Annotated in this window: 26 protein-coding genes, 1 rRNA gene and 1 pseudogene; 12 read left to right on the plus strand and 16 right to left on the minus strand. The window is 66.6% G+C overall.

The genetic code is table 11. The annotated features are described in order from the left end of the window. Positions 1 to 27: 27 nt before the first annotated feature. The 5 genes from E6A26_RS15190 to E6A26_RS15210 all read right to left on the minus strand — a co-directional run bounded on the left by E6A26_RS15190 (position 28) and on the right by E6A26_RS15210 (position 5,814). The gene (locus E6A26_RS15190) at positions 28 to 321 is read right to left on the minus strand and encodes a hypothetical protein (protein WP_136612044.1); all 294 of its coding nucleotides are present in this window, start codon (positions 319 to 321) and stop codon (positions 28 to 30) included. Further along, positions 314 to 772 (minus strand): flagellar export chaperone FliS, encoded by a 459-nt coding sequence (gene fliS / locus E6A26_RS15195; protein ID WP_136612045.1) that lies wholly within the window; start codon positions 770 to 772, stop codon positions 314 to 316. The genes E6A26_RS15190 and fliS overlap by 8 nt, the downstream gene beginning before the upstream one ends. Positions 773 to 784: 12 nt before the next feature. Beyond that, on the minus strand, positions 785 to 2,212 hold the full coding sequence (gene fliD, locus E6A26_RS15200) for a flagellar filament capping protein FliD (protein ID WP_136612046.1): 1,428 nt from the start codon (positions 2,210 to 2,212) through the stop codon (positions 785 to 787). 171 nt (positions 2,213 to 2,383) lie between these two features. Beyond that, entirely contained in the window at positions 2,384 to 3,541 is a 1,158-nt protein-coding gene (locus E6A26_RS15205; protein WP_136612047.1) for a flagellin N-terminal helical domain-containing protein, read from the minus strand. Between the two features lie 167 nt (positions 3,542 to 3,708). Next, positions 3,709 to 5,814, minus strand: coding sequence for a transglycosylase domain-containing protein (locus tag E6A26_RS15210; RefSeq protein WP_234865561.1), 2,106 nt, complete (start codon positions 5,812 to 5,814; stop codon positions 3,709 to 3,711). A 296-nt stretch (positions 5,815 to 6,110) separates the two neighbouring features. On the opposite strand from E6A26_RS15210, the gene E6A26_RS15215 reads away from it, so the two are divergent. Genes E6A26_RS15215 through E6A26_RS15230 form a run of 4 tightly spaced genes read left to right on the plus strand, consistent with a single transcriptional unit; the run spans position 6,111 to position 9,276 of the window. Continuing rightward, positions 6,111 to 6,593, plus strand: coding sequence for a flagellar protein FlgN (locus tag E6A26_RS15215; RefSeq protein WP_136612049.1), 483 nt, complete (start codon positions 6,111 to 6,113; stop codon positions 6,591 to 6,593). Between the two features lie 10 nt (positions 6,594 to 6,603). Next, positions 6,604 to 8,028, plus strand: a complete 1,425-nt coding sequence (gene flgK, locus E6A26_RS15220; protein WP_136612050.1) for a flagellar hook-associated protein FlgK — start codon at positions 6,604 to 6,606, stop codon at positions 8,026 to 8,028. A gap of 1 nt (position 8,029) precedes the next feature. Beyond that, entirely contained in the window at positions 8,030 to 8,911 is an 882-nt protein-coding gene (flgL, locus tag E6A26_RS15225; RefSeq protein WP_136612051.1) for a flagellar hook-associated protein FlgL, read from the plus strand. Beyond that, positions 8,908 to 9,276, plus strand: coding sequence for a flagellar assembly protein FliW (locus E6A26_RS15230; protein ID WP_136612052.1), 369 nt, complete (start codon positions 8,908 to 8,910; stop codon positions 9,274 to 9,276). The genes flgL and E6A26_RS15230 overlap by 4 nt, the downstream gene beginning before the upstream one ends. A gap of 56 nt (positions 9,277 to 9,332) precedes the next feature. Here E6A26_RS15230 and E6A26_RS15235 read toward each other — a convergent pair whose 3' ends face one another. After that, positions 9,333 to 10,112: a hypothetical protein gene (locus E6A26_RS15235; RefSeq protein WP_136612053.1), complete on the minus strand. Its 780-nt coding sequence runs from the start codon at positions 10,110 to 10,112 to the stop codon at positions 9,333 to 9,335. A 353-nt stretch (positions 10,113 to 10,465) separates the two neighbouring features. Between E6A26_RS15235 and E6A26_RS15240 the strand changes: the two genes are divergently transcribed. Genes E6A26_RS15240 through E6A26_RS15250 form a run of 3 tightly spaced genes read left to right on the plus strand, consistent with a single transcriptional unit; the run spans position 10,466 to position 12,364 of the window. Then, positions 10,466 to 10,951 (plus strand): hypothetical protein, encoded by a 486-nt coding sequence (locus E6A26_RS15240; protein ID WP_136612054.1) that lies wholly within the window; start codon positions 10,466 to 10,468, stop codon positions 10,949 to 10,951. Then, the gene (locus E6A26_RS15245) at positions 10,948 to 11,934 is read left to right on the plus strand and encodes a hypothetical protein (RefSeq protein ID WP_136612055.1); all 987 of its coding nucleotides are present in this window, start codon (positions 10,948 to 10,950) and stop codon (positions 11,932 to 11,934) included. The genes E6A26_RS15240 and E6A26_RS15245 overlap by 4 nt, the downstream gene beginning before the upstream one ends. Then, a complete protein-coding gene (locus tag E6A26_RS15250; RefSeq protein WP_136612056.1) occupies positions 11,927 to 12,364 on the plus strand; it encodes a hypothetical protein in 438 nt (145 codons plus the stop codon). The genes E6A26_RS15245 and E6A26_RS15250 overlap by 8 nt, the downstream gene beginning before the upstream one ends. 73 nt (positions 12,365 to 12,437) lie before the next feature. On the opposite strand, the gene E6A26_RS15255 is transcribed toward E6A26_RS15250, so the two are convergent. The 3 genes from E6A26_RS15255 to E6A26_RS15265 all read right to left on the minus strand — a co-directional run bounded on the left by E6A26_RS15255 (position 12,438) and on the right by E6A26_RS15265 (position 14,498). After that, positions 12,438 to 12,872 carry a VOC family protein gene (locus E6A26_RS15255; RefSeq protein WP_136612057.1) on the minus strand — a complete coding sequence of 145 codons (435 nt, stop codon included), beginning with the start codon at positions 12,870 to 12,872 and terminating at the stop codon, positions 12,438 to 12,440. A 135-nt stretch (positions 12,873 to 13,007) separates the two neighbouring features. After that, a complete protein-coding gene (locus E6A26_RS15260; protein ID WP_234865556.1) occupies positions 13,008 to 14,219 on the minus strand; it encodes a helix-turn-helix domain-containing protein in 1,212 nt (403 codons plus the stop codon). Positions 14,220 to 14,309: 90 nt separating this feature from the next. Continuing rightward, the gene (locus E6A26_RS15265) at positions 14,310 to 14,498 is read right to left on the minus strand and encodes a YegP family protein (RefSeq protein WP_136612059.1); all 189 of its coding nucleotides are present in this window, start codon (positions 14,496 to 14,498) and stop codon (positions 14,310 to 14,312) included. A 336-nt stretch (positions 14,499 to 14,834) separates the two neighbouring features. On the opposite strand from E6A26_RS15265, the gene E6A26_RS15270 reads away from it, so the two are divergent. Further along, positions 14,835 to 15,077, plus strand: a complete 243-nt coding sequence (locus E6A26_RS15270) for a hypothetical protein (RefSeq protein ID WP_136612060.1) — start codon at positions 14,835 to 14,837, stop codon at positions 15,075 to 15,077. Positions 15,078 to 15,112: 35 nt separating this feature from the next. Here the strand turns inward: E6A26_RS15270 and E6A26_RS15275 are convergent, their stop codons facing one another. The 6 genes and pseudogenes from E6A26_RS15275 to E6A26_RS18080 all read right to left on the minus strand — a co-directional run. Then, positions 15,113 to 15,397, minus strand: a complete 285-nt coding sequence (locus E6A26_RS15275) for a MoaD/ThiS family protein (protein ID WP_136612061.1) — start codon at positions 15,395 to 15,397, stop codon at positions 15,113 to 15,115. Positions 15,398 to 15,400: 3 nt separating this feature from the next. Next, positions 15,401 to 16,516, minus strand: a complete 1,116-nt coding sequence (locus E6A26_RS15280) for a WD40/YVTN/BNR-like repeat-containing protein (protein WP_136612062.1) — start codon at positions 16,514 to 16,516, stop codon at positions 15,401 to 15,403. 317 nt (positions 16,517 to 16,833) lie between these two features. Beyond that, on the minus strand, positions 16,834 to 17,736 hold the full coding sequence (locus E6A26_RS15285) for a carbohydrate ABC transporter permease (RefSeq protein ID WP_136612063.1): 903 nt from the start codon (positions 17,734 to 17,736) through the stop codon (positions 16,834 to 16,836). Next, the gene (locus E6A26_RS15290; protein WP_234865558.1) at positions 17,733 to 18,644 is read right to left on the minus strand and encodes a carbohydrate ABC transporter permease; all 912 of its coding nucleotides are present in this window, start codon (positions 18,642 to 18,644) and stop codon (positions 17,733 to 17,735) included. The genes E6A26_RS15285 and E6A26_RS15290 overlap by 4 nt, the downstream gene beginning before the upstream one ends. Further along, positions 18,641 to 19,120, minus strand: a complete 480-nt coding sequence (locus tag E6A26_RS18075; RefSeq protein WP_136612064.1) for an extracellular solute-binding protein — start codon at positions 19,118 to 19,120, stop codon at positions 18,641 to 18,643. Before E6A26_RS18075 ends, E6A26_RS15290 begins: the two co-directional genes overlap by 4 nt. 31 nt (positions 19,121 to 19,151) lie before the next feature. Further along, positions 19,152 to 19,943, minus strand: a pseudogene (locus E6A26_RS18080) (ABC transporter substrate-binding protein); the annotation flags it as partial. A 347-nt stretch (positions 19,944 to 20,290) separates the two neighbouring features. On the opposite strand from E6A26_RS18080, the gene E6A26_RS15305 reads away from it, so the two are divergent. The 4 genes from E6A26_RS15305 (at position 20,291) to E6A26_RS15320 (ending at position 24,535) form a co-directional block, all read left to right on the plus strand. Next, positions 20,291 to 21,463 carry a Gfo/Idh/MocA family protein gene (locus E6A26_RS15305; protein WP_136612066.1) on the plus strand — a complete coding sequence of 391 codons (1,173 nt, stop codon included), beginning with the start codon at positions 20,291 to 20,293 and terminating at the stop codon, positions 21,461 to 21,463. A gap of 19 nt (positions 21,464 to 21,482) precedes the next feature. Continuing rightward, positions 21,483 to 22,592 (plus strand): Gfo/Idh/MocA family protein, encoded by a 1,110-nt coding sequence (locus E6A26_RS15310; protein WP_136612067.1) that lies wholly within the window; start codon positions 21,483 to 21,485, stop codon positions 22,590 to 22,592. Between the two features lie 58 nt (positions 22,593 to 22,650). Then, a complete protein-coding gene (locus E6A26_RS15315) occupies positions 22,651 to 23,745 on the plus strand; it encodes a LacI family DNA-binding transcriptional regulator (RefSeq protein ID WP_136612068.1) in 1,095 nt (364 codons plus the stop codon). Between the two features lie 148 nt (positions 23,746 to 23,893). Further along, positions 23,894 to 24,535, plus strand: coding sequence for a LysE family translocator (locus E6A26_RS15320; protein WP_136612069.1), 642 nt, complete (start codon positions 23,894 to 23,896; stop codon positions 24,533 to 24,535). Between the two features lie 561 nt (positions 24,536 to 25,096). Here E6A26_RS15320 and rrf read toward each other — a convergent pair. Beyond that, positions 25,097 to 25,213 (minus strand): 5S ribosomal RNA (gene rrf, locus E6A26_RS15325). Position 25,214: the final 1 nt, after the last annotated feature.

Here is a 25,214-nt window from a genome sequence, read left to right on the forward strand (position 1 = left end):
CGATCCTAATGACGGGCGGAAGCCCGCCTAGCCGGTGACATCGAGGTACAGGGCCGCGCCCTGCCGGCGCGCAGGAATGGCGTCGAGCGCGGCGAGGTGACGCCCCGCCGTCGTCCGTGCCTCATCGAGACGCTCGGCGACCTTGCCCTGTCGGCTCAGGACGGCGACGGCTCGCTCGAGCAGCCGCTCCGGGAGCGGCCCGAGGTCCGCGGGCGGCGTCCAGCGTTCGACGGCGGGGGCCGCCTGGGCGTCCAGGCGCCGCTCCGCGTCGTCCAGGTCCGCGACGAGCCGGCCGAGCACGTCGTCCCACGAATCAGACAACGGTGAAGCCCCTTGCGCGCGCCGCGGCCGCGCCAGCGCCGACCGATGGCTGCGCCGACCCCTCCGGCACCACCGACCCCGTCTCCGCCGCGGTGTGCCACGCCTGCTGGAGCGGCTCGAGGAGGTCGATCGCCTCGCGGGTCCGCGCGACGTCGCGGTGGATATTCGCGGTCACGAGTGCCACACGCACGTACTCGTAGATGGCGCGCAGGCCGTCGGCACCGTCCCACCCGTCTGGCTTGAGCGTGGCCGCGAGTTCGGCGACGATGTCCTGCGCATGCAGGAGGTTCTCGCTCGCAGCCGGCCAGTTCGAGGCATTCTGCGCGATCTCGGCGCGGCGCAGGTCGAGCAGGAGCCGGTCGTACAGCATGGTCAGGAGCCGGGCCGGGCTCGCGGAAAGGATCGCGTCGCGGTTGTACTGCTCGCGCGCGCGAGTAATCTGTAGGGTCACGCTGGCTCTCCCTTACTTCGAGCTCGAGGATGAGGACGACGACGAGGGGGCGCCCGGGAGCCCCGCGATCTGGCTAGTGAGCCACGACTGCTGCGACTTGAGCGCCCCGAGGGACGTGTCCATCGCGTTGTAGAGCGCCGTAAGCGCCGCCTTGCGGTCGGCGAGGCGAGAGTCCCAGTCGCTGATCTGGCTCGCGAGGTCGGACACCTCGGACTGCCGGCCCGCGATGAGAGCGGTGACGGACCCGGTGACGGGGTCGGAGGCGTTCTTCGCGGCGGTCGCGACGCGGCCGGCGATCTCCTGGAGCGCCGACTCCGTTCCCGCGGGATCCGCCGCGAGGGCTGCGCCAAACTTGGCCGAGTCGAACGTGAAGCTGCCGTCCTGTTGGATGCTGATGCCGAATTCCGAGGGCGAGTGCCCGCTGCTTGTCGGCAGGTACAGGGCGTTCGTGATCGAGTCGGAGATGCTGCCCACGGTCGAATCGCCCGTGAACAGGCCGCCCGTGGCCGAGGAGCCGCCGGTCGAGTTGATCGTCGTCGTGACCTTGGTGTTGTCCGAGATGTTGCTCAGGAGGTCGTTGACCGAGGCGACCAGATCGTTGGCCTGCTTCGTGATGCCCGCGTTGTCTGCGGCCACCGTGACGGTCACGTTCCCGCCCACCGCACCGCTCGCGGCAGTAAGGTTGACGCCCGGAACGACGTTGGTGAACGTGTTCGTCGACGACGTGATGGTCTGCGCCGCGGCGGTCCCCGCGTAAAGGGTCGCGGAGGCGTCTTGGGCGGCGGTGACGACGGCGGCGCCCGGCTGGGCCATGAGATCCGTCGCCGTGCCGCCGGTGACCTGGGCGCCCGTGCCCTGGTAGACCTTGAAAGCGCCGGCCGCGCCGGACTGCGTCGCGGTGAGCTGGAGCCGGCAGAGCGGGTTCCCGCTCGCGTCGGTCCCGGCGGAGATCTTCATAGCCTTCGCCGGGCCGCCGGAGGCGTTGATCGCGCTCACGACGTCGTCGAGTGATGTGCTCGCCGGTGTGATCTGGGTTTGCTTGCCGGTCGAGTCCACGAGGGTCAGGGCCGCAGGCGCGCCGGTGGAGTCGGTGGGCCACGTCCTCATCGCCGACGTGACGTCGACCTGAGTCTGGGCGAGCTGATTGAACGTGAGGCTGAACGTGCCCGCCGTCGCCGTGGGCCCCGCCGTCGCGGTCACCGCAGAGTTGCTGGTCGTCGCCGTAAAGAGGTTGAGCGCGCCCGGCGCCGATGCTTTGCTCGCAAGATCGCTGAGCGCGGACGCCTTGCCGTTGAGCGTCTGGAGGACGCTGATCATGCTCTGATCGCCCGCCTGCGTCTGCTTGAGCTGCTGCTGCGGCAGGGCCTCGACGGCCATGAGCGAATTGATGATCGAGGTGAGGTCGAGCCCGCTGCCGAGCCCATTGATCGAGATAGCCACGTGCGTGCTCCTTGAGTCGCGTCGCCTACCGCTGGCCCGTCAGGGCCTGCCATCGGTCTTTGCTACCAGCCCTACCACCAGCGTTTGCCGGGCCAGGGAGAGGCCGACGGCGGCCAGAGGGCGAGTGCCCCCAGGCCGCCGGCGGCGGTGGTTCCGTTGCCGGAGCCGGTGTTAGCCGAGGAGCTTGAGGATGCCCTGGCTGGACTGGTTGGCCTGGGCGAGCATCGCCGTACCGGCCTGCGAGAGGATGCTGTCCTTCGTGTAGTTGACCATCTCGGCGGCCATGTCCGTGTCGGTGATGTGGGAGTTGGCCGCAGAAAGGTTCTGCGACGAGATGTTCGCGATGTTGATCGCGTGCGTGAGCCGGTTCTGGACCGCACCGAGCGTCGCGCGGGCGCCCGAGACGTACGAGATCTGCGTGTCGATGAGCGAGATCGCAGCCTGCGCGCCGGAGGCCGACGTGAAGTCGAGCGCCCCAGCGGTGCCAGCGGCGCCTGCCGCGAGCCCCGCACCCGGGGCAGTCGTCGCGACGGTGCCGCCCGAGATCGCCTTGACGTTAAGCCCCGTCGCGTTGCCGGAGGCGTCGCGGACCACGGTCGCGACCATCTTGGCGGAGAAACCGGCGTCAGAGTTGAGGGCAGCGGCCACCGCTGAAACGGACTTGTAGCCGCCGGTCGGCGGGGTGAGAGACGTCGTCACGGCGGACGTCGTCGTGCCGTCGGTCACCGTGAACTGCTCGTTGCCGGTGACGGCGTTGGCAGTGGCATCCGTGAGGCTGAACGTCGAGCCCGTGTTGCCGACCCCGAGCGCCGAGGCGATGCTGCCGACATTCGCCGTCGCGAGGTTGAGGCCGATCTGGCTGTTCGAGCTACCGTCGGAACCGATCTGGAAGTTCAGGTTGGTCGCCGACCCGTTGAGGAGCTTGATCCCGTTGAAGTTCGTCGCCCCGGAGATGCGGCCGAGCTCGCCCACGAGGTTCGTGGCTTCCTGCGAGATAGCAGAACGGGACGCGGCGTTGTTCGAGTCGTTGCCCGCCTGGACCGCGAGGTCGCGCACGCGCTGGAGGATCGAGTGAACCTCGCCGAGTGCGCCGTCCGCGGTCTGGATCAGGCTGATGCCGTCCTGACCGTTGCGGGCAGCAATGTTGAATCCGTTGACCTGAGACTTGAGGCCCTCCGAGATGGAGAGACCCGCGGCGTCGTCGGCGGCGGTGTTGATCCGGAGGCCGCTCGAGAGCTTGCCCATCGAGATCGACATGTCGTTGGACGTCTTGCTGAGGTTGAGGTAGGCCTGCATGGCCGAAAGGTTGGTGTTGACGGTCAGAGCCATCGTGATTCCTCCGTGAGTGAGAAGTGGGACTGCATCAGGCCCGTCCGTGGGCCCTCGACGCTCACTATCGGCAGTCATGGCCCGGCGTTAATCACGGCAACCCTCACGATTCTTTGACCTCGCCGGGTCTCTCACCTCGTCGGGTCGTTGACCTCGTCGGGCCTCGGCTACCCCGTGATGAGGTGCCTCGGCGGCGGGTCGAAAGCGCCGCCGTCGTACAGGTCCGCTGCCTTCTGCATGTAGTAAGCCCACTGCGGGCCCGCAATATAGGCGCCGTCGACGCTCGCGTAATGCCGTCCGTTGACCCAGACGTCACGCCCCACCCGGGCGCTCGGATCGTTGAGCGCGTCGCCGAAGAACGAGGCCGTCGCGAGTCCGCGCGTGTAGCCCACGACCCACGTCTGGCTGTTGTACTGGTTCGTCCCGGTCTTCGCAGCGGCCGGAACGGCAAGCTTGATCGGCGAACCCGTCCCGTCTTTGATGTTCGCGCCGGATCCCTTGGCGAGGACATCCTGGAGGACGTTCGTCACAGCCTTCGCGACGTCGGGGTCGATCGCTCGCGCCCGGCAGTCCTGCGACTGGCCGGCGATCTTCCTTCCCTGCGAGTCAGTCACCTCGCGGACAGAGACGGGCGCGCAGTACGTGCCGTTGGCCGCGAACGTGGCGAACGCGCTGGCCATCGTGAGCGGAGCGACGTTTTCCCCGCCCAGCAGGTTGCCGAGCATGGACAGATCGAGTTTCGCGCCCCCACCGGAGCCCCGGTGCAGCCGCAGGGCGTCCGCGGCCCGCTGGATGTTGCAGAAGTCGCTGAGCCCGGCCGCGGAGGCGAACGTCGCCGTGTTGATCGATTGATAGACGCCCTCCCGCACCGACATCCGCCGGTACCAGTACGGCTCGTCGTTCTGCAGGCTTCGCGCAGCCCCGAAGCCGAGCTCGGCGTCGTTGTACGCGCCGGTGACCCGCCCGCACGTGCTGCGCCACGGGTGATCGAGGGGGTAGACGCGCCGCGACGCGTCGACGATCTGATTGGTCGGCCTTCCCTCACCGAGCCATGCCGCGAGGGTCACGGGCTTCATCGTCGAGCCTGGCTGGAACCCACCGGCCCCGCCCAGGTCGTTGCCGTTCGCATCCGCGGCGTCCACATTGAAGTTGTAGCTCGTCACGAAGCCGGCCCCTTGGCCCTTGAGCATGCGCGAATTCTGGGCCATGGCGAGGACCTGGCCCGTACCCGGCTGCACTGTCACGAGCGAGGAGCCCCACTTGTCCGGGTTTGGCCCCGCCGTCGCATCCACCTGATCCTGCGCCGCACCCTGCAAGCGCGGATCCAGCGTGGTCCTGATCGTGAGGCCGCCGCGCATCACCCTGTTTGCCCGGCTGTCCGCCGAGTCGCCGAGCGCGGGATCGTTGAGCACTTGGTTGAGCACGAAGTCGCAGAAGTACTGCGCTCTCGCCGCGTAGGCGCAGCCCTGCTTGGGCGCGTTCAGCTTCGTGCCCATCGGGGCCTTCACAGCCTCGTTGTGCTGCTGCTCGGTGATATAGCCGTGCTGATGCATCGCGCCCAACACCAGATTTCGCCGCTTGAGAGAGGCCTCGGGCTGAGCCACGGGATCGAACAGCGCCGGCCCGTTCACGAGCCCCGCGAGGGTCGCGGCCTGGGGAAGGGTGAGGTCCTTCGCGTCAGCGGAGAAGAAGTACTGGCTCGCGGCCTGGACCCCGTACGCATTCCGGTTGAAGAACACGATATTGAGGTAGCCCTCGAGGATCTGATCCTTGGTGAACTGCTTCTCGAGAGCGATCGCGAGCTTCATCTCGCGAAGCTTGTGGCTCACTTGCTTCTGCTGGCCGTTGAGCACCACGTCCTCGTGCCGACCCTCGGCCACGGCGTGATCGTTGATGACGTTTGCGACGTACTGCTGCGTGATCGTCGAACCGCCCTGGCGGCCGCCGCGCAGGTTGGAGACGACGGCCCGCAGGATGCCAGTCGAATCGACTCCGCCGTGCTCGTAGAAGCGGTAGTCCTCGACGGCGATGATCGCGTTCTTGATGTTCGGCGACATCTTGTCGAGCGGCACGGGGATGCGGTTTTCGTCGAAGACGGACGCCAGATGCGAGCCGTCTGCGGCGACAATCTTGGTCACCTGTCCTGGTGCCGTGACCGTGAGCTCGCTCGGGAGCTGTCCGAACAGCTGCGACGTACCGTGCGCTGCCGTCCCCACAACGACCACGGCGGGCACCAAGAACCCCGCCACCAGCACGCCGCAGAGGGCACTCACCCCGATCAACGCAGCAAGTCTTCCCCATACCGTCGCCGGGCCGAACTGCCCACGATTTCTTCTGCCCCCAGGCACAAAGCCTCCCCCAAAACGTCCCCCGAATGGATACAGATGCTACGCACGCCGGGCACCACTGAGTCGCGCCGGAGCCACCACTGAGAGCCACAGGTTGGACAACGCGGCGCGCGCAGCCGCCACGCTAACCGCATCGCGACGCGTGCCGATAGTTCGGGCTACAAGGCGCACTGCGCCTCGACCGACCCTGTTGGCCTCATGGATGAGGAGTTGGCCAAGGAATGGCGATCCACGACTTGTCGGCCCAGCTCTGGCACGAGCGCGAGTTGCTGGATTTGCTGACGTTCAAGCTGGAGGAGGAGCAACTGCTCCTGACCTCTGGCAAGACGCGATGGCTTTCGCATGCCACTCGCGAGGTTGAACAGGTGCTCGAACGCCTCTCCGCCGCAGGACTCGCCCGCGCGGTGACCGCAGCCGCCGTCGCCCATGAATGGGGACTCCCCGACGAATCGACGCTCAAGGATCTTGCCGCGGGCGCCCCGGACGCTCCCTGGGCAGAACTCCTCTCCGCCCACCTCAAGGCGATGACCGATCAAACGTCCCTCATCCGCCAGCTCCGCGACGCGAACGCCCAGTTCCTGCGCGCGGCTTCCCGCTCAACCCAGGAGACGCTGGCCGAAACCCAGCCGGGCGCCAAGACCTACGACTCCCACGGCCGCTCCGAGCGTCTTGCCGGCGCGCGCTTCTTCGACCAGGACCTCTGAGGAGTAGACCGTGAGCACTTTCGGCGCCCTCAACACGGCCTACCGGGGACTCTCAGCCGCTCAGCAGGCCATGGACCTGGCTGGGCAGAACATCGACAACGTCGGCACGGACGGCTACACGCGTCAGCGGATCGACCAGTCGGCGATCGGATCGGCGGTTCGGACCGGCCTCGGCGCCACGGGACCGCAGGTCGGCCAGGGCGTCTCGGTGGACCGCATCGAGCGCATCGGCAACGCGCTGCTCGACGCCTCGGTGCGCGGCACGGCGTCGTCGGCCGGCTACACGGCGCAACGCTCCGCCGCCTATCAAAGCGTCGAAACCACCCTCCAGGAACCGGGCGCCAACGGCGTCTCGGCTCAGCTCCAGTCGTTCTGGGCTGCGTGGCAAGACGTTGCCAACCAGCCCGGTGAGCCGGCCCCCGCGGCCGCGCTGCTCCAAAGCGGCAACCAGCTCGCCTCGAAGCTCTCGAGCGGCTACGCCGCGCTCAATGACCAGTGGTCGGCCACGTACTCCGACGCGCAGGGGATGGTGAGCTCCCTCAACGACGCTTCAAGACAGGTCGCGACGCTCAACAAGAGCATCCGCTCGACCCTCGCCGCGGGTGGCTCCGCCAATGAGCTCATCGACGCGAGGAACCGCCTCACCGAGACGATTGCGTCCCTTGCGGGAGGAACGGTGCGCGAAGAGGCGGACGGGACGGCGACCGTCTTCCTCGGCGGGAATGCGATCGTGAGTGGAGACGCGGCCCGCGCCGTGCAGCTCACGGGTGCCGCGACCATGGCTGACACTTCCTCATCGGCGCCCGGACTCGTGTGGGCGGACCGCCCATCCGTCGCCGTGGGTCTCGAGGGCGGCACCATTGCGGGCGCGCTCTCGGTGCTGGCTCCCGCGGGCGGGCAGGGCGCGAGCGGCGTCTACGCGACGGCCGCTGCGCAGTACAACGCGTTGGCAACAACACTGGCGACCGCGGTCAACGCCGTGCACAGCGCGGGCCAGACCCCCTCGGGCGCGAGCGGCGGTCCGTTCTTCGCCCTCAACCCGGCCGTCCCAGCGGCGCAAGGCCTGACCGTCGTCCCCAGCGACGCGAGCGGCATCGCCACGGGAGCGCAAGGCGTCGGTGCCCTGGACGGTTCCAACGCTGACGCGATCGCTCAGCTCGGCACGAGGACAAGCTCACCGGACAGCCAGTGGTCGGCCTTCGTGACGGCGACGGGCAGCGCTTCCAAGGTCGCCCAGCAGCAGGAAGGGCTCGCCGAGACGGCGGCCGCGAACGCGAAGCAGGCCCAAGCCTCGGGCACGTCGGTGAGCCTGGACGAGGAGAACACGAACCTCCTCGCGTCCCAACACGCGTACCAAGCGGCGGCTCGCGTCATGAGCGCGATCGACCAGGCGCTCGACACCCTCATCAACCACACCGGAACGGTAGGACTCTGACATGCTCCGCGTGACCGACCAGACCATGACGATGTCCGCGCAGCGCAGCCTCGGCGCGCGGCAGGCGCGCCTCGCGGCGGCCCAGGACACCGCGAGCTCCGGCGTGCGCATCACCCGTGCCTCGGACGATCCCGTCGGGACCGGCGACGCGCTCCGGGTGCGCGCACAGATCGCGGCCACCACTCAGTACCAGCGCAACATCAACGACGGCACCGGGTGGCTCACCGCCCTCGACTCCACCCTCGGTACCGCGACGAACCTCCTCCGCCAGGCCCGCGATCTCGCAATCCAGGGCGGCAACGGCTCGCTCAATCAGGACGCCAAGGATGCCCTCGCGGGGCAGGTGGACTCGCTCCGCAAGGATCTCCTGACCGCGGCCAACACGCGCTATCTGGGCCGCAACGTGTTCGCGGGAACGTCGGACGCGGCCTCAGCGTTCACCGACGGAGCCCCACCCACGTTCAACGGCGCTTCCGGCACCGTCCAGCGGCGTGTCGGGTCGGACCAGACCGTCCGAGTCGACGCCGACGGCGCGGCGGTCTTCGGAACCGGCCCGAGCTCGGTGTTCACTGTGCTGGACGGCATTGCGTCGGACCTGCGCAGCGGGGTGGACCCCACGGCGCGGATCCAAGCGCTCGACAACGGGATGAAGGCGGTCATGAGCGGACGCTCGGACATTGGCAGCCGGCTCGCCCAGCTCCAGCGGGCGGGCCAAAGCACGACGGCGGCGCAGACCTCGCTCGAGGCGCGGCGCTCGGGCATCGAGGACATGGACCTCGGCAAGGCCGCGATCGACCTCCAGCTCCAGCAGACGGCGTACCAAGCGGCACTCGCCGTCACGGCAAAGGTGCTCCAGCCCAGCCTCACGGACTTCCTCAAATGAGCACACTTACCTTCACCGAGCCGCTCCCGGGCCTGGCGCCGTACACGGACTACACGCTCGACGCCGTCGACGGCGCCGTGGGCCTCTTCAGCCTGCGCCCCGCCACGGCACCAGAGGTCCGACTCTTCGTTCTCGACGCGTCCGTCTACGTCCCGCACTACGCGCCGGAAATTGCTGCGCCGTGCCGCGAGATCGGCCTTTCGTCCTCACGCGAAGCGCGCGTCCTCGTTGTCGCGACCCCGAGCGGCGATGGCACGACCGTGAATCTCATGGCCCCGGTTCTGGTCAACGAGACCACAGGCCAGAGCGCCCAGGCCATCCTCGACGGTCAGGGCTGGCCGCTGCGGGAACCGCTGGGCCTTTAGAGCAGCGGGCCCAGGAGGTCCGCTCGCGCCGAACAGTGTGGCGCGGCCGAATCCGGCTATTGCTGCGAGTTCTGCGAGCTGGCGCCCGACTTGCCGGTCCCACCGGACGACGCCCCCTGGGCACCCTTCGAGCCGTTTCGGTCCACGAGACCGAGCCAGCGGTTGAGCTCGTTGGCGAGCTCGCCTTGTGCGTTCCCGCTCTGGCTCCCCGCAGGGCTGGCCTGGGTTACCCCTCGTCCTTGCTGCCCCGACTCCTGGCCGGACCCGGAAGTCGAGCCCGATCCGAGGGCCACCGTGGTCGACTGGCCGTTGCCGGCACCCCAGCTGTTGCCCTGGCCCTGGTCGCCCTGGCCTTGGTCGCCTTGACCCTGACTGGCCTGGCCTTGGTCGCCCTGGCCTTCCTTGCCCTTGCCCTGATAGTTCTGACCCTGATTACCCTCGCCCTGATTGCCCTGGCCCTGATTACCTTGCGCCGACCCGCCGCCCTGTCCGGGCTGCGAGCCCTGGTCGTTGTGCGGGGCGGCGGGTGCCGCGACCGGTGCGGGGGCGGGCGCGGGTGCCGCTTGCGGGACGGGCGACGTCGGCGCCGCGGCCGCCGCTTGGATCTGCGGGGAGCCGGGGATCGCCTGAGCGCCGCCTCCGAGATTCTGAACGGGGGGCGCTGCGACAAGCGTCGGCGAAACGCTCGCCGACGTGCTGGCACGGGCGGCCTCGACGGCGGCGCCGAACGCGTGGAGCGGGGCGTTGATGCTCGCCTGGAGGGCGCTCACCCCGCAGAAAGTGAGCAGGGCGGTACCACCGATGACAGCGGGGAACTGCCACAACTGTTTGATCACTGGTCAGCCTTGGGGGGTGCACGCAGAAAGCGCCGGCGGGAGGACCGACACGGATCAAACTTTAGTGACCGTTGAGGGGATGTGTCCATCCCACATACCCGAGGCAAGTGTTGGCCGAGGATAGTCCGAATGTTGTCCACAGCAAGCCCCGAGAAGGACCCAAAGAAGGGCCCAAGACGGGCCGAAAAAGGCCGTGCAAGGGACGGGCCCGAGGGCCTAGGACCCGCGGCCCACCGGCCATCGGACGCAGTGCGAAACGCACGAAAACCACCTTGGAATAGACATGTCAAAGGCCTGTTCTCCCCTGCTATCCTGTGCGAGGAGACCGCTCGAACGAGCCCGAGGATGGCGGCATGGACATGGACAATCTGCGGAAGCAGGCGGTCTCGGCTCTCCATGCCCTCGACGTCCCGGAGGAGCTCACACTAACCTCCCTGAGGCAGCTCCTCGAGGAGGACCGAGGCAAGGAGATCGTGGTCCGCGAGGTCAAGCACCTTGGCCGCGACCAGGTCTCGGGGCTGTGGTTCTCCCTCCCGGACACGGACCTCATCCTGCACGCCGAGACGGCCTCGGCCCTGCACCGGGAACAGATCATCCTGCACGAGTTCGCGCACATGGCCCTCAACCACGAGAGGCTCATGGGCAGCGAAGAGCACCTCGCCTCCCTCCTGCCGGACCTCAGTCCGGCCATGGTGTCCCGTTGCCTCGCGCGCTGCAAGCGGCAGTCCGAGCCGGAGATCGTGGCAGAGTCCCTCGCCGACCTGTTCGCGAGTGCCCTCGCGCGCACGCGGCGCGCCGGCCGGGTCGAGCCCGGCAACTTCCGGGGCGTGTTCGGATGAGCCCGATGCTCGCCTCGCTCATCGCCGTGTGGCTCCTCGTGCTCTCGCGCCTTGGACCGTTCGTGCGCCACCGGCGCGACCTCATGTTCTACGTAGCGCTCCCGGGGGCCCTCGCGGCAACCGTCAACTACCCGACCGTCTCCCCGTTGGTGGACGCGATGCTCGGGCGGCCAGGCTCCTCGATGCTCGTGGCCGGCGCGCTGGGCATGCTGGCCCTTGGACTCTTCCGGTCCGCGATCGTCAAAGCCGTGGTGGCCCCGGAGGATCAGGAACCTGTGCTCCGGCGCGGCCTCCTGCAGACGACGGCGGCGATCACCGCATTCTGCGTGGCCTTCGCCTGCGCGACGCTAGTCGGGGCAGTCTCCGACACACCCAGCCTTCAGCCCTCTGCCTTCGACCCGGGTGCACAGAGCGACGCGGGCGTCTTCGTCTTCATGGCGACGCTCTGCCTCTACATGATCGTCGTCTCGATCGAGATCGCCGCGGTGTGCGTGCGGTATCTCCCGGTCATGGCCTCGGGCCTTTTCCGCGCTGGCTTCGGCTCGGTCGCTGTTGGCTGCGGGCTCGCCGTCGTGGGGCTCACGGCGAAGATCCTCCGCCAGATCGTGGTGCTCACGTTCGTGGGCCTCGACTACGAGTCGCTGCTGCAGAGCGCGTTCGAGACGCTCACGGGCATCGCCGGCCTCTTCCTCGCGTTCGGCCTCATGCTGCCCGCAGTTTCGGACCGAGTCTCCGCCCTGCAGGTCTACGAGCGGTACCACCTGCTGCGCCTCCATCGGCTCTGGAGCCGCACGGCCAACGCAAGCGTCGTCATGGATTCGGTATCCGTGCCTCTAAGAGGTGTACTCAGCAAAGACCCGAGGGCGCGGCTGCATCGCGCCCTGGTCGAGATCCTGGACAGCAACCTCGCCGCTGGCGGAAGTCTGCTGAACGCGTCAGATTCCAAGCTTGTCAAGAAGTCGGAGGGAGCCCTCTATGCCTGAAGTTGAACCCCGGAGACCCGAGGAGATTCTGGCCGAGCGCCTCAACACGCTCCTAGATGTCGTCGAGGCGGAGAGCGGTGACCGCTACACGTTCCCCGACATCAAGAAGGCCGTCGAGGACCGCGGGCTGCACATCTCGCGCCAGCGCTGGCACTACATGCGTGCAGGCACCGGCCCCATGACCCCGGACACGGACCTGCTCGGAGCCCTCGCGGACTTCTTCGGCGTCCCGGCTGAGTTCCTCACCGACGCCACGGCGGAGACGCCTAACCGCGTCTCCGCCCAGCTCGACCTCCTGCGCGCTATGCGGGAAGCCGAAGTGAAGAGCTTCGCGGCGCGCTCGCTCACGAGCGACCTCTCCCCAGAGACGCTCCTCGAGATCCGGAACATCATCGACGAGACGCTCACCAAGCAGCGGCAAGACCACTAGGCTCGGGGAGCGCCTCGTCGCGCCGATCAGGCCTGCGCCCGACCAGCTGGCAACCGATCAGGTTGCCCCCCGATCAGGCTTGGGGCGCGCCCTCGGCCGGCTGGCCAGCGATGTTGACGAGCCACGCAACTCCGAACTTGTCGACGAGCATGCCGAACGTATCGCCCCACATGGCCTTCTCGAGCGGCATCGTGACGGTGGCGCCGTCCGTCAGCTTGTCCCAGTAGCCGCGCAGCTCCGACTCGTCCTCGCCGCTCAGGGAGATCGAGAAGTTGGTCCCGGGCGTGAACTCCATGCGGGTCGGAGTGTCGGCGGCCATGAGCGTGAGGCCGTTCGGGGTATTGAGCTGCGAGTGCATCACGAGCGGGCCTTCGGACGGATCCTGGGCGGCGTGGAAATCGTCGAACGTCGAGATGTCGAGCTTGCCGCCGAGCACCGACTGGTAGAACGTCATGGCCTCGCGGGCATTGTCCTTGAAGCTGATGTAGGGATTAAGGGTCGTGGGCACGGCGCATCTCCTCGTAGCTGTCTGCCAAGGGTCGGGGACTTCCGACATCTTGAGCCTACGTTCGGGCAGCGACAGGATTCCAGTGCCCGCACCGAGCGGTTGGCGCGCGTGCCCGGGCGCCTCGGAGACGGCCGCTCAGGCGCCAAGGAGACGCTCGAGGTGCGCTACGACGGGCGCCCGCTTGGGTGACCGCGGCGGAAGGAGACGGAGCGCCGTCTGCCAGGCTTCGGCGTCGTCCGCGGCCTCGGGAAGCTGCAGATAGCTCATGAGGACGTCGACGCCCGCGCTCGCCACCACGGCCTCGCGGAGCGTCGCCGAGAGCTCGTCGCGTAGCTCGGCGATGGCCGGCGCCTCGGAACGCGGCAGGATCTGGCCCCCGTACGAGTTGAGCGCGAGCCGATGCGAACCGCGCTCGAGCTGGGCCAAGGCGTGCATCGAATCGACCTCGAGCCCTTCGACCCGATATGGCCGCGACGCGAGCACCACGCCCGCGCCGAACCCGTCGAGCACCTTGCGCAGCCGGACGAGCTCGGCCCTGAGCGTCACGGCCGGAACGGGCTGGTCGTAGAGCCGGTCGGCGAGCTCTTCGGCGGAAAGGCCGCGCGGGTTCCCGGCCAGGAGCAAGAGGATCTCGGAGTGCCGCACCGAGAGGCTGAGGGTCCGCTCGCCGCAGCGCAGCACACCGTGGTCGCGGCCCGTCACCGAGAGGACGGCGGGCGCAACGCACGACGCCGCGCGGCGGCTCCTGCGCGCGGCCGCGGCGTGGGTGCGCAGACGCTCCTCGGCGGCGGCGACCGCGGCCCGCACGAGCGGCAGGGCGTAGCTCGCCACGGCCTCGTCGCCGCCCGTGAGATCGACGACGCCGATCGGCTCGCCGGAGTTGGGGTCCCTGATGGGAACCGCTGTGCAGGAGAAATCCTCGACGAGCGGGCTGAAGTGCTCGGGCCCGGCGATCTGGACTGCGCCGCCCGTCGCGAGCGCGGTCCCGGGGGCGCTCGTCCCGATGCTGTCCTCCGACCAGTCGGCCCCTTCGAGGAAGGCCATACGCTCGGCGCGGCGGCGCACGCTGGAGTCGCCGTCAATCCACAGAAGCCTGCCGCGCTCGTCGCCGACCGCGACAACAGTTCCCGTCTCCGCTGCCGCCCGGACGAGCAACTCGGAGATGAGCGGCATCACGGGCGCCAGGACGTGGCCTTCGCGATAGCTGTGGAGGTCGTCGCTGGCGAGCACACTCGAGACGGCCGCGTCCTCGCGGCGCGGGTGTGCCTGGAACGAGCGCTTCCACGAGTCCTCGACGACGCTTCGCGAGGCCCCATGCTCAGAACGCGTCAGCTGCTCTGCCCGCACGTCCACCCACTCCCTTATGTGTGCCGTGCCTCACAGCTTACGCGCGCGCTCCGGGATCGGCCTTGCGGAACGTTGCACCGAGGTTGCACGCTAGGCGGGCTGCGTCAGATCCACCACTAGCCCCATGGCAGCGCTCTCGCGGACCGAGGAGATGACGTGCTTGACGGCGTCGAGGGACTGCAGGCCCTGAGCGATCGCGACCACGATGCCTTCCGCCGAACGGAGCTGCACTCGGTAGAGCCGCGCCTCGTCCTTGAGAACTTCAAACCTTGCTGCCACGGCACGCCCCTTTTGCCAGACCGAGAATTGCGGGCCACGGAGTGTCGACCCATTCCGAGACGGTAGCGCGCTGTGACGAGGGAGAACACCCCTACCAACGAGTACTTTGCATTTGGGGTACAAGTTTTCGTGGTGTGACACACGATTTAACATGCATTTAACGCGGGGCCTGCCCACCCCAGCCGAGCCAGCTTGTGAGCTGCGCTACACCCCTGACGTACGGAAACCGCATCGTCCCGCAAAGCTTACGACCACCACACCGCACGGAAATCGGCCGGCAACACTTGCCGAGCAGACTGGGAGACGTCGGAACACCACTGACGTAAGGAGCACCCGATGACCAGCGAGACACACCGCCGCATCCGGAAGCTCAGCGAACTGCGCCGCGGAGATCTCATCGAGGCCCGCAGCGGATTCACTGTCCTTCGGGGGACCGTCTACGACACAGCCCCAGGCATCGGCCTGGTCTGGATCAGGGACGAGGACACACACCACCGCCGCGCGATCCAGGAAGAAGACTTCTCCCTCTGGCACGTCCAGACGGACGTCACGTTCAAGGGGCGCGACCTCGTCGCGTAGGCCCTGACTCTCCCACCGGCTCCTGACGGTTTGCCTCAGCCGCCGGCCACCGACTGGATCACCAAGATCTCCTGACCGTCCGCCACCGGCGTCTCCAGTCCGTCGCGGCGCCGCACGTCCTCACCGTCGACATACACGTTCACGTATCGCCTGAGCCGGCCCGTCTCGTCACGAATCCTCCGCGCGAGGATCGGATACGGGCCGGCCAGGCTGTCTAAGGCCGCGCGCACCGAGTCCACCCCCGCGAGGGAATGTTCGGTGCGCCCGCCGGCGACGTCCGCGAGGATCTGGGGCAGCACTAACGTCACGGTCGGCGCCATGGATCAGCTCCCTGCCGTCTCTTCCGGGGCTCGCCCGTCGAGCACCGCGGCCCGGACGCACAGGACGTCCGGCAGGCGCGACGCCACCTCGACGAACGATTCGCCCTCGTCCGCACTCGCATAGACCGATCCCCCGCGCGTGCCGAAGTAGACGCCCGCGGGGTCCCCGACGTCGACGCACGCAGCATCGCGCAACACCACGTTGTAGTCGCGGGCGGGAAGGCCATCGTCGAAGCGATGCCACGTGTCACCGGCGTCGTCCGTCCGATGGACAGCGAGGTGACCCTGGGGTGCGATGCGCTCGTAGTCCGAGACCAGCGGGACGACCCACGCGGTTCCGCTGCGACGCGGATGGGTCAGCATGACGAAGCCGAAGTCCGCCGGCAGACCCTCCGAGATCGAGACCCACCGCTCGCCCTGATCGTCACTGCGGAAGACCCCGCGGTGGTTCTGGGCGTACAGCCGCCCCTCCGAATCGGCCGCGATCTTGTGGACGCACTGCCCCACCTCAGGCTCAGGATCGGGCAGGAAGTACGCCGAGATGCCCTTGCTCGAGCGCTGCCAGCTCTCGCCGCCATCGCGGGTGCGGTACACGCCGCCGGTGCTCATGGCGACGTGCACGAGCTGCTCATCCCGGGGATCCGGCACAATCGAGTGCGCGGCCGCGCCGCCGAAGCCCGCGCCCCAATCGTCCTTGTCGGGGTGCTCCCACAGCGCGCGGTTGAGAGTGAACGTCTCGCCCCCGTCCGTCGACCGCCAAACCGAGATCGGCTGCACGCCAGCCCACACGACGCCCGGGCGGCCTTCCACGTCCGGCAGGATCTGCCAAATACGTTCGACGGCGGCGCCGTCGCCTTCCGCGAACGCGATCGCGGCCTGATCGGGCTCAACCCACGTCGCGCCGAGATCGTCCGAGTGCATGACGGTGGGCCCGAAATGCTCGGAGCGAACTCCCACTAGCAGTCGGTTGCGCCCGCCGCGGGTGTCAATACCGATTGCAGGGATCTCCTGCATGAGGAAGTGGGGCTCCGAGAGCTCCCACGTACGGCGATCATGGCTGATCGCAAGCCACAGGCCCTTCTTCGTGCCAATAGCCAGGAGATACGCAGGGGTGTCCATCTGCCTATCCGAGCACGTCGGTCCGGGCAAGACAAGGGTTTCTGCGCCTGGGAGCACGCTCCCGAATTCTTGACCGGGAATGCTGGTCAAACGGGCTCTGCTTGTCTAGGCTGAACAACTAGAGACCGAGAGAGCGGACTCGCAAGACTGCCCCGGAGCGCGCACCCCCCAATCGTCGCTCCGGGGCTTCCTTGCGTCTCGGGTACAGATACCACCCGCCCCCAGCCGTCTCGGGTACAGATACCACCCGCCCCCAGCCGTCTCGGGTACAGATACTCTCCGGTCTCCGTGCGACGCCCCGTCACGTTCGATGGTTCTCACTTGATGCTCCCTTGGGCGAGGCCGGCGATGATGTGCCGCTGGAGGAACAGGAAGATGACGATGATCGGGATGATGGTCACGACCGAGACCGCCAAGATCTGATTGAAAGGAATCGCCTGTTGGCTCGCGAATCGTGCGATGGCCACGGGCAGCGTCTGGACGGACTCGTCTTGGGCGACGATGAGCGGCCAGAGGAAGTCGTTCCAGCGCCAGATCACGGAAAAGATCGCGACGACCGCCAATGCTGGACGGCTGAGCGGAAGGATGATCCGCAGGAAGATCTTGAACTCCCCCGCGCCGTCGATGCGCGCGGCCTCGATCATCTCGTCCGGCAAGGTCAGCATGTACTGGCGCAGGAGGAACACGCCCGTCGGCGTCGCGGCCGGCGGGATGATCAATCCCCAGAGCGAGTTGACCATGCCGAATGAGGCAATGACCTGGTAGACGGGCAGCAGGATCACCTGAAGCGGGATCATGATCGTCGACAGGGTGATGAGGAAGAGCACCGTACGGCCGCGGAAGTTGTACTCGGACAGGGCGTAGGCTGCCATCGAATTGATGATGAGGGTAAGCACGGTCGCGGAAACCGTGACGATGACGCTGTTCGTGAGGAAGTGCACGAAGTCGAACGCCTGCAACCCGCTCGTGTAGTTGTCCGCTGTGGGGTGGTTGGGCCAGAGGGTAGGCGGAGTCTGTGCAAGCTCCGCTTGGGTTTTGAAGGAGGACATGGCCGCCCACAAAACCGGGGTGACTACGAGGATGGCTCCGGCGATGAGCAGGGTCGCGCGGACGACGGCGCCGGTGCTGGGTGCGCGGCCGCCCGTCGACGTCCATGTGGGCGGCTGGGGGTCAGCCGAACCGGACCGCTGGGCCAGGGTCGACGGGGTTTGTGCACTCATATCGAATCACTCCGTCGGCCGATGGCGTAGTTGACGAAGGTCACGGCAAAGACCACGACGAACAGGATCACCGCGGCCGCGCTGGCGAGACCGTACTGGATGGGGTAGCTGAAGGCATTCTCGTAGATGTACTGGATGATCAGCGTCGTGGCCCCAACGGGTCCGCCGCCGGTCAGGGTGTACACGAAGTCGAAGGCTTGGAAGCCCGCGATGGTGGCCAAGATGATGACCACCATGAGCGTCGGGCGCAGGAGGGGAAGGCTGATAAGACGCACCGACTGCCACACACCTGCGCCGTCCATCCTGGCCGCCTCGTACAGCGAGGTATCGATGGACTGCAGGCCTGAGATCAGGATCATGGCGTAGAAGCCGAGGTGGATCCATGTCCCCACGAGGATGACGGATACGAGGGAGAGGCTGGAATCCACTAGCCATCCCGGCGTCCCCAGGCCGATAGCGGACAGGACCTGATTGACGAGGCCCGTGGTGCGGTCGAGTGCAGCCTTCCAGATGATGCCCACGACGACCGGCGAGATGAGGACCGGCAGGAAGTAGGCGGCGCTGAGGGCCCCTCGGCCGCGCCGCTGGCTATTGAGCATGAGGGCGAGGGCTGTGGCGAGCACCGTGGAGAGCACAACGAATCCAAGCGTGAAGAGAACAGTGTGCTGGACCACACCCCAGAACTGGGAGTCGCTGAGGATGTTGGTGTAGTTGCCAGTGCCAACGGGGCGGTACGTCCTTCCGTTGCTGCTGTCGTAGAAGCTCAGGTTGAAGCCGTTGAACGCGGGCCAGATGGTGAACACCGCGAAGATCAACATGTTGGGCAGGACGAAAAGATAGGGCGCGAGGTTCTTGCCCCTCATCCACCCACGGACCCCGCGAGCCCGGGCGGGGGCCACGACGCTCACGAGCCCGCCGCCTTGATGGCCTTGCCAATAGCGGCAGAGATGTTCTCGACAGCCGTCCGAACGTCCTGCTGGCCCGCAACGACCTTGTCTGTCTCGCTGATCAGCGCGGTCGCCGAGGCCGTGAAGGCAGGGCTGTTCGCATCCGTCCAGGTGTCGGACGGGGTCGCGTTGATCTGCGAGAGGAAGCTGCTCATGTCGCTTTGGCGACTGGCGTACTCGACGCCGGAGTCGGTCAGGTCTTTGCGCGTGGGGAGCCAATACGCGGTCTTGTCGACCTCGCGCTGGTTCTCAGATCGATTCATCCACTGGACGAACGCAGCGGCGAGGGCCGGGTTCTTGCTGTCCTTGAACGCGATCATGAACTTTCCGCCGGGGAACCCGCCGCATCGCTCCTGGCAGGGGTTCGACGCGGCCGCCCAGTTGAACGTGGCGCTCTTGGCAAATGCGCCCACTTGCCACGGCCCCGACAGGTACACGGGGACCTGCCCCGCCGAGGAAGATCTCGTTGGCGCCCGTGTACTTGCTGCCCGAGCCCAGCCAGAAGTCCTTCGGGGAGACGTTGCTTTTCACGAGGTCTGTGAAGAAGGTGAGGGCCTTGGCGGCCTTGTCCTTGTCAAGGGCGTTCTTGCCGTCGGGTCCGATCATCACGGTGCCGAATTGGCTCAGGATCGTGCTGAGCCGATTGCCCGACTTGTCGATGGCGAATGCATAGGGCATGTTGTTGGCGGCGGCCACCTTCTTGGCGTCGGCGACCAGCTCGTCCCATGTCCATTTGGTGGGCACAGGAACTCCCGCCTTCTTGAACGCGTCCACGTTGATCATCGGCCCGTTGATGGTGACGTCGCTCGGGACGGCGAGCATGTGTCCCGCGCTGTCCATAGCGGTGGCGGCCGCTCCGGAAGCGAATTCGGACGGATAGCTGCTGCCGAAGTACTGCTTGAAGTCGACTTCCTTGTCGGCGTACGGGTGCCAGTCGGTGACGCGTGCGACTTCGGGGGCGTTGCCCGCGGAAAGTCGCGCCTGAAGCGAGGTCGCCAAGTTGGCGAAAGGCACGATCTGCAGGTTGACCTTCGCGCCGGTGGCCGCTTCGAACTTGGCGATCATGTCCTTCGTGGCCTGCTCGTCAGGGCCGTCCGTGAAGTACACGTAGGTGAGCGTCTGACCCTTGAAGCTGTTGAAGTCGACGCTCGCCGGTGCACTCGGCCCGGCGTCCGACTGCGGTGAGCCAGGCGCGCACGCACTCAGGCTCGTCGCTAGAACCACCGCGCAAAGAGCGGCGATCTTGGTACGGAGTCTCATGGGGTTCCACCTCTCTGGGGATGGCCTGCTGCGTTCTGTGAGCGGCTACAGCCGTATGACCCGTGTCACAAGTCGCCAGTTTAGTGATCGATCACTTTCTGGTCAATCACCTCAGATCGCTGGAAATCACTGACACTTGACTAAGTGTGAGTGTTGGTTGAAGTATTTGAAGTGAACGATCACCTTTCCATCCCACGCGATGATTGGAGCTCGGTCACGTGACAGCCACGTGATAGGTGCCTGGGCCACGTCCGCAGTGCTGGCAACCGACTCATCCACTGAGCAGCCCACGACTTGGCGCGACCCCGATGCACGCCCCAACCAAACCCACCGCAGAGGAACCGTAGATGCTCAGAGTAGGAATCGTTGGCGCCGGCGGGATCTCCAGCGCCCACATCCGCGCCTATCTTGCCTTTCATCAAGAGTGCGAGATCGTCGCTGTTGCCGACACCGCGCCCGGAAAGGCTGCCTCCAAGCTGGAATCACACGGGATCCGCGGAGCCAAGGCGTATGAGGACCCCCACCAAATGCTCGCCGAGGAGCCGTTGCTGGACTTAGTGAGCATCACTACGCCGCCGTCCAGCCATGCCTCCCTCACCGTCGCGTTCCTGCTCGGCGGCGTGCATGTCATCGTCGAGAAGCCCATGGCTCCCTCCCTAGAAGAATGCGACGCGATGGTCGCCGCCCAGCGCGAATCGGGCAAGATCCTCTCCGTGGTTGCGCAGAACCGGTTCCGCGACGACATGGCAACCCTCAAGAAGGCTGTTGACTCGGGCTTGATCGGCTCGGTTTCGCACCTCCGGATTGACTCAGCATGGTGGCGAGGACTGGCCTATTACGATCTGTGGTGGCGCGGCACGTGGGAGTCGGAGGGCGGCGGCTGCACGCTCAATCACGCTATCCACCACATCGACCTCGCCCTCTGGCTTATGGGGCGGCCGACGGAGGTGACCGCGATGATCGCCAATGCGCAACACGAGAATGCCGAGGTCGAAGATCTCTCAGTCGCAGTGCTGCGCTACGGCCGCGGACTTGCCCAGCTCACAAGCTCGGTCGTGCACCACGGCGAGGAGCAGGAGATCGTCATCCAGGGCGAGTTCGCAAGGATCTCGCAGCCCTGGCGGGTGACCGCAGAACTGTCTCAGCCCAACGGCTTCCCGGTTCCCGGCGGCAACACAGCGCTGGTCGATGAGCTGAACGCCCTCGCCGACGCACACATTCCGTTGCCCCACCAGGGACACGCGGGTCAGATCGGGGACGTCATCGCGGCGATTCGTGAGCACCGCGAGCCGGCGATTGATGGCACGGATGGCCGCAACGCCGTCGAAGTCGTGACGGCCATCTACAAAGCTGGCATCGAGCGCGAGATCGTAGAGCTTCCTCTTGACCCCGAGGATCCCTACTACCGGTCCGGAGCTCTCGTCCAGCGCGCCCCTCACTTCTACGAGAAACGGGCATCCGTCGGCGAGCAGTCCGGCGAAATCATCGTAGGCGCCTCCACTCCCACATCCAACGACTGAAGCTTCGAAAGGACTGATGATGCCTGCATCCGAAGGCGCCAACTACGCCCCCGCCCCTATGCCGCAGCCGGTCGTCGGCCCCGGTGAATTCACCTTCGCCGCCGCCCATCTCGACCATGGCCATATCTATGCGATGAGCGAAGGCCTGATCGGCGCGGGTGCCACGCTCAAGTGGGTCTACGACTCGGACCCGTCCAAGGCCGAGGCCTTCCAGGCCCGGTTCCCACAGGCCCAGATCGCCGGCAGCGAGGCAGAGATCCTCGCCGACCCCGAGGTGCGGTTGGTTGCGGGTGCGGCAGTTGCCTCAGAACGGGCGGACCTCGGATTGCGGGTCATCGCGGCAGGCAAGGACTACTTCACGGACAAGGCGCCTCTGACGACACTCGCGCAGCTGGAGGCCGTCAGGGAGGCGACCGCCCGCACTGGGCTCAAATACGCCGTGTACTACTCGGAGCGAATTCATGTGGAAGCCGCTGTGTTCGCAGGGCAACTTATTGAGCAAGGCGCCATCGGTAAGGTCCTCCAAGTCATCTGCCTCGGCCCCCACCGCATCGGTGACCCCGACACGCGCCCAAGCTGGTTCTTCGACCGAGACAAATTCGGCGGAATCCTCTGCGACATCGGCAGCCACAACTTCGAGCAGATGCTCTACTTCGCGGGCGCAAAGGACGCGCAGGTGGTCAGTGCGTCCGTCGCCAACTACGCCCACCGGGAATACCCCACGTTCGAGGACTTCGGCGACGCCCACATCGTGATGGACAACGGCGCAACCGGATTCGCCCGGGTTGACTGGTTCACCCCCGCGGGCCTTAGCACCTGGGGCGACGGACGCACCATCATCCTCGGCACCGAGGGCTACATCGAGCTGCGCAAGTACGTGAACATCGCAACTGGCGAGGGAGGAGGCCATGTCTTCCTCGTGAACGACGACGGCGAGCATCACATCGACGCGACGGGACGGGTGGGCTACCCCTTCTTCGGAGCCCTCGTCCGCGACTGCCTCGACCGCACCGAGACCGCGATGACCCAAGAGCACGCACTGAAGGCGGCCGAACTGAGCGTCAAAGCTCAACTTGCCGCCCGGGACCTAACTCCGAGGGTTGAAGACGGATCGATTAGCGTGACGTGAGGAGCAGGCAAGAGGACGATACTGTTTCAGGGTCCGGTTCGCGAGCACCACTCGGTTCGTGAGTGCTCCCGGAAAGACGCCACGGAGGACCAACAAGTTGAGCTTTGGCAGCAGCCCTGTTCCCGCTCGGACGCCTAAGCCGTCCACGATTTATGAAGTCGCGCGACTCGCTGGCGTCTCTCACCAGACCGTCTCGCGTTACCTCAAGCGGAATGGCGGCCTCAAGCCCCAAACGGTCGCCAAGGTCGAAGACGCCATGGCAAGGCTCGACTATACGCCGAACCTTGCAGCGCGCGCGTTGCGTAGCAAGCAGTCCTATCGGATCCTTATCGTCACTCCCGAAGACGTTCGTTTTCCTGCATCTCGCGTCCTTCGAAGCGCAGTCAGCACGGCCGATGAAGCTGGGTATGTGACTGAGGTCGTCCAGATCGGTACAGAAGCGTCCAAGGCTTCAGATCGCCTTCTCTCTCTGGTGTCGACCGAACGGCTCGCCGGGATCTTCTCGCTGATACCACTGGGTCCAGTGGAAGAGCAGATCACGTCCAAGCACTCGGACATTCCACTCGTCGTAGCCGCGAACTATGACGAGAAGATGCGTGCGCGCGGCTTCCTAGCGGACGCAACTCCAGCTGCAGAAATGATCGAGCATCTGGCCTCCCTTGGCCACCGCTCCTTTTACCACGTCGGTGGTCCAGAGCTATGGACATCAGCCGCCAACAGGCGCAAGACATACGACGCGACCATCGCCCGGCTCGGTCTCCACTCAGCCGGTTCCGTGGTCGGCGACTGGTCCATGCTCTCGGGTTACCGGGCCGGACTGGAAATACCGCTGGATGACGGTCCCATCACCGCGGTGTTTGCGGCGAACGACCACATGGCCATAGGAGTCATCCGCGCTCTGCACGAACGCGGCAAGAGAGTGCCCGAGGACGTCAGCGTATTCGGATGGGACAACCTGGAGGAAGGCGAATACTTCATCCCCTCGCTCTCCACAGTGAGCATGGACTTGGAAGCCGCTGGCCGGAACAGCATGAGGGAATTGATCTCCCGGGTACGAAATGAGCCGAGCAGCCCTCACGGGTACGAGTTCACTCCCATGCGGCTTATCTTCAGAGAGTCCACCGCCAAGGCCCCAACCCCGGCGAGCGACTAGTGTGGCGTGGCGTCAAACTCGAAAGTGGTGGGGTTCTTACCTCGTGGGCCTGTACTTGGCCCCGCCTGAGCCCGTAGTCAGGGCTTCCTCCCGCATGGCCGGCTAATCCGCTAGATTGACCGCATCGCCATGAAGAGACGGAGACAACATGCTTCCTGCGACCAATGCGTGGGCGTTTGCTCTCGCCGCTTTCGCCCTGATCGCCATTCCTGGCCCGAGCGTCCTGTTCGTGATCGGGCGCTCGCTCGCGTTGGGTCGTAAGGGCGGGTTTCTGAGCGTTTTGGGCAACGCCCTCGGGATGGTACCGGCGATCGCCCTCGTCGCGCTCGGAGTGGGCGCCGTCGTAGCGGAGTCGGTGCTGGTCTTCACCATCATCAAATTCGTGGGCGTGGTCTACCTGGTCTACCTCGGCGTGCAGGCCATCCGTCATCGCAACCATCACGTCGACGCCGCTACCAGCGCCACGCGCGCACGGCCGACTTCGTTCCAACTGCTTCGTGAAGGCTTCTTCGTGGGGGTGACGAATCCGAAGACTGTCGTCTTCTTCGTCGCGATCCTGCCGCAGTTCGTCAGCTACCAGGACGGCGCAATTCCCATGCAAATCGCCCTGCTCGGCACATTCTTCTTCGCAATCGCGCTTGCCAGCGACAGTGTCTGGGCACTGACCGCCGGAACGGCGAGGGCATGGTTCGCCCGCGACCCCAAGCGTCTTTCTCGCATGGGGGCAAGCGGCGGCGTCATGATGATCGGGCTCGGCGGCGCACTCGCGCTGACCGGCAACAAGAGCTGACCTGTTTCTCTGGCCGAATCGCGCTCTGGCCGAATCGCGCGGCATCTGCGGTGACAAATCGGCCATACGCCCAGCCTCCTTCAGCTAAGCAGAACCACCCCCCGCCCCCGGGCCGTCTCGGGTACAGATACTGCCTGCCCCACCCCGTCTCGGGTACAGATACTGCCTGCCCCGGGCCGTCTCGGGTACGGAAACTGCCCGCCCCGTGCCGTCTCGGGTACGGATACTCCCCGCCCCGGGCCGTCTCGGGTAGAGATGCTGTCCCCCGCCGGCGGCAAGGGTGGTGCTGCCGGGGCGGGGCCGTTGGGGAGTTGGCGTACCCGAGAGCCGGAGGAGGGTGAGTTGGCGTACCCGAGACCCGGAGAAGGGGGAGTTGGCGTACCCGAGACCCGGAGAAGGGGGAGTTGGCGTACCCGAGACCCAGAAAAGCAGGAGTTGGCGTACCCGAGACCCAGAAAAGCAGGAGTTGGCGTACCCGAGACCGCAAGGTGGGGCGGGGTTTTGGGTGGGTTAAATGCCTGAGGGCCCCACGTCGGTGTGGGGCCCTCGGGTTGGGGTGTTGTCCGGCGGTGTCCTACTCTCCCACACCCTGGCGGGTGCAGTACCATCGGCGCTGTGGGGCTTAGCTTCCGGGTTCGGGATGGGTCCGGGCGTTTCCCCCACGCTATGGCCGCCGTAA

It is taken from the genome of Sinomonas albida, from assembly GCF_004919045.1.
GTDB classification, from domain to species: Bacteria; Actinomycetota; Actinomycetes; order Actinomycetales; family Micrococcaceae; genus Sinomonas; species Sinomonas albida.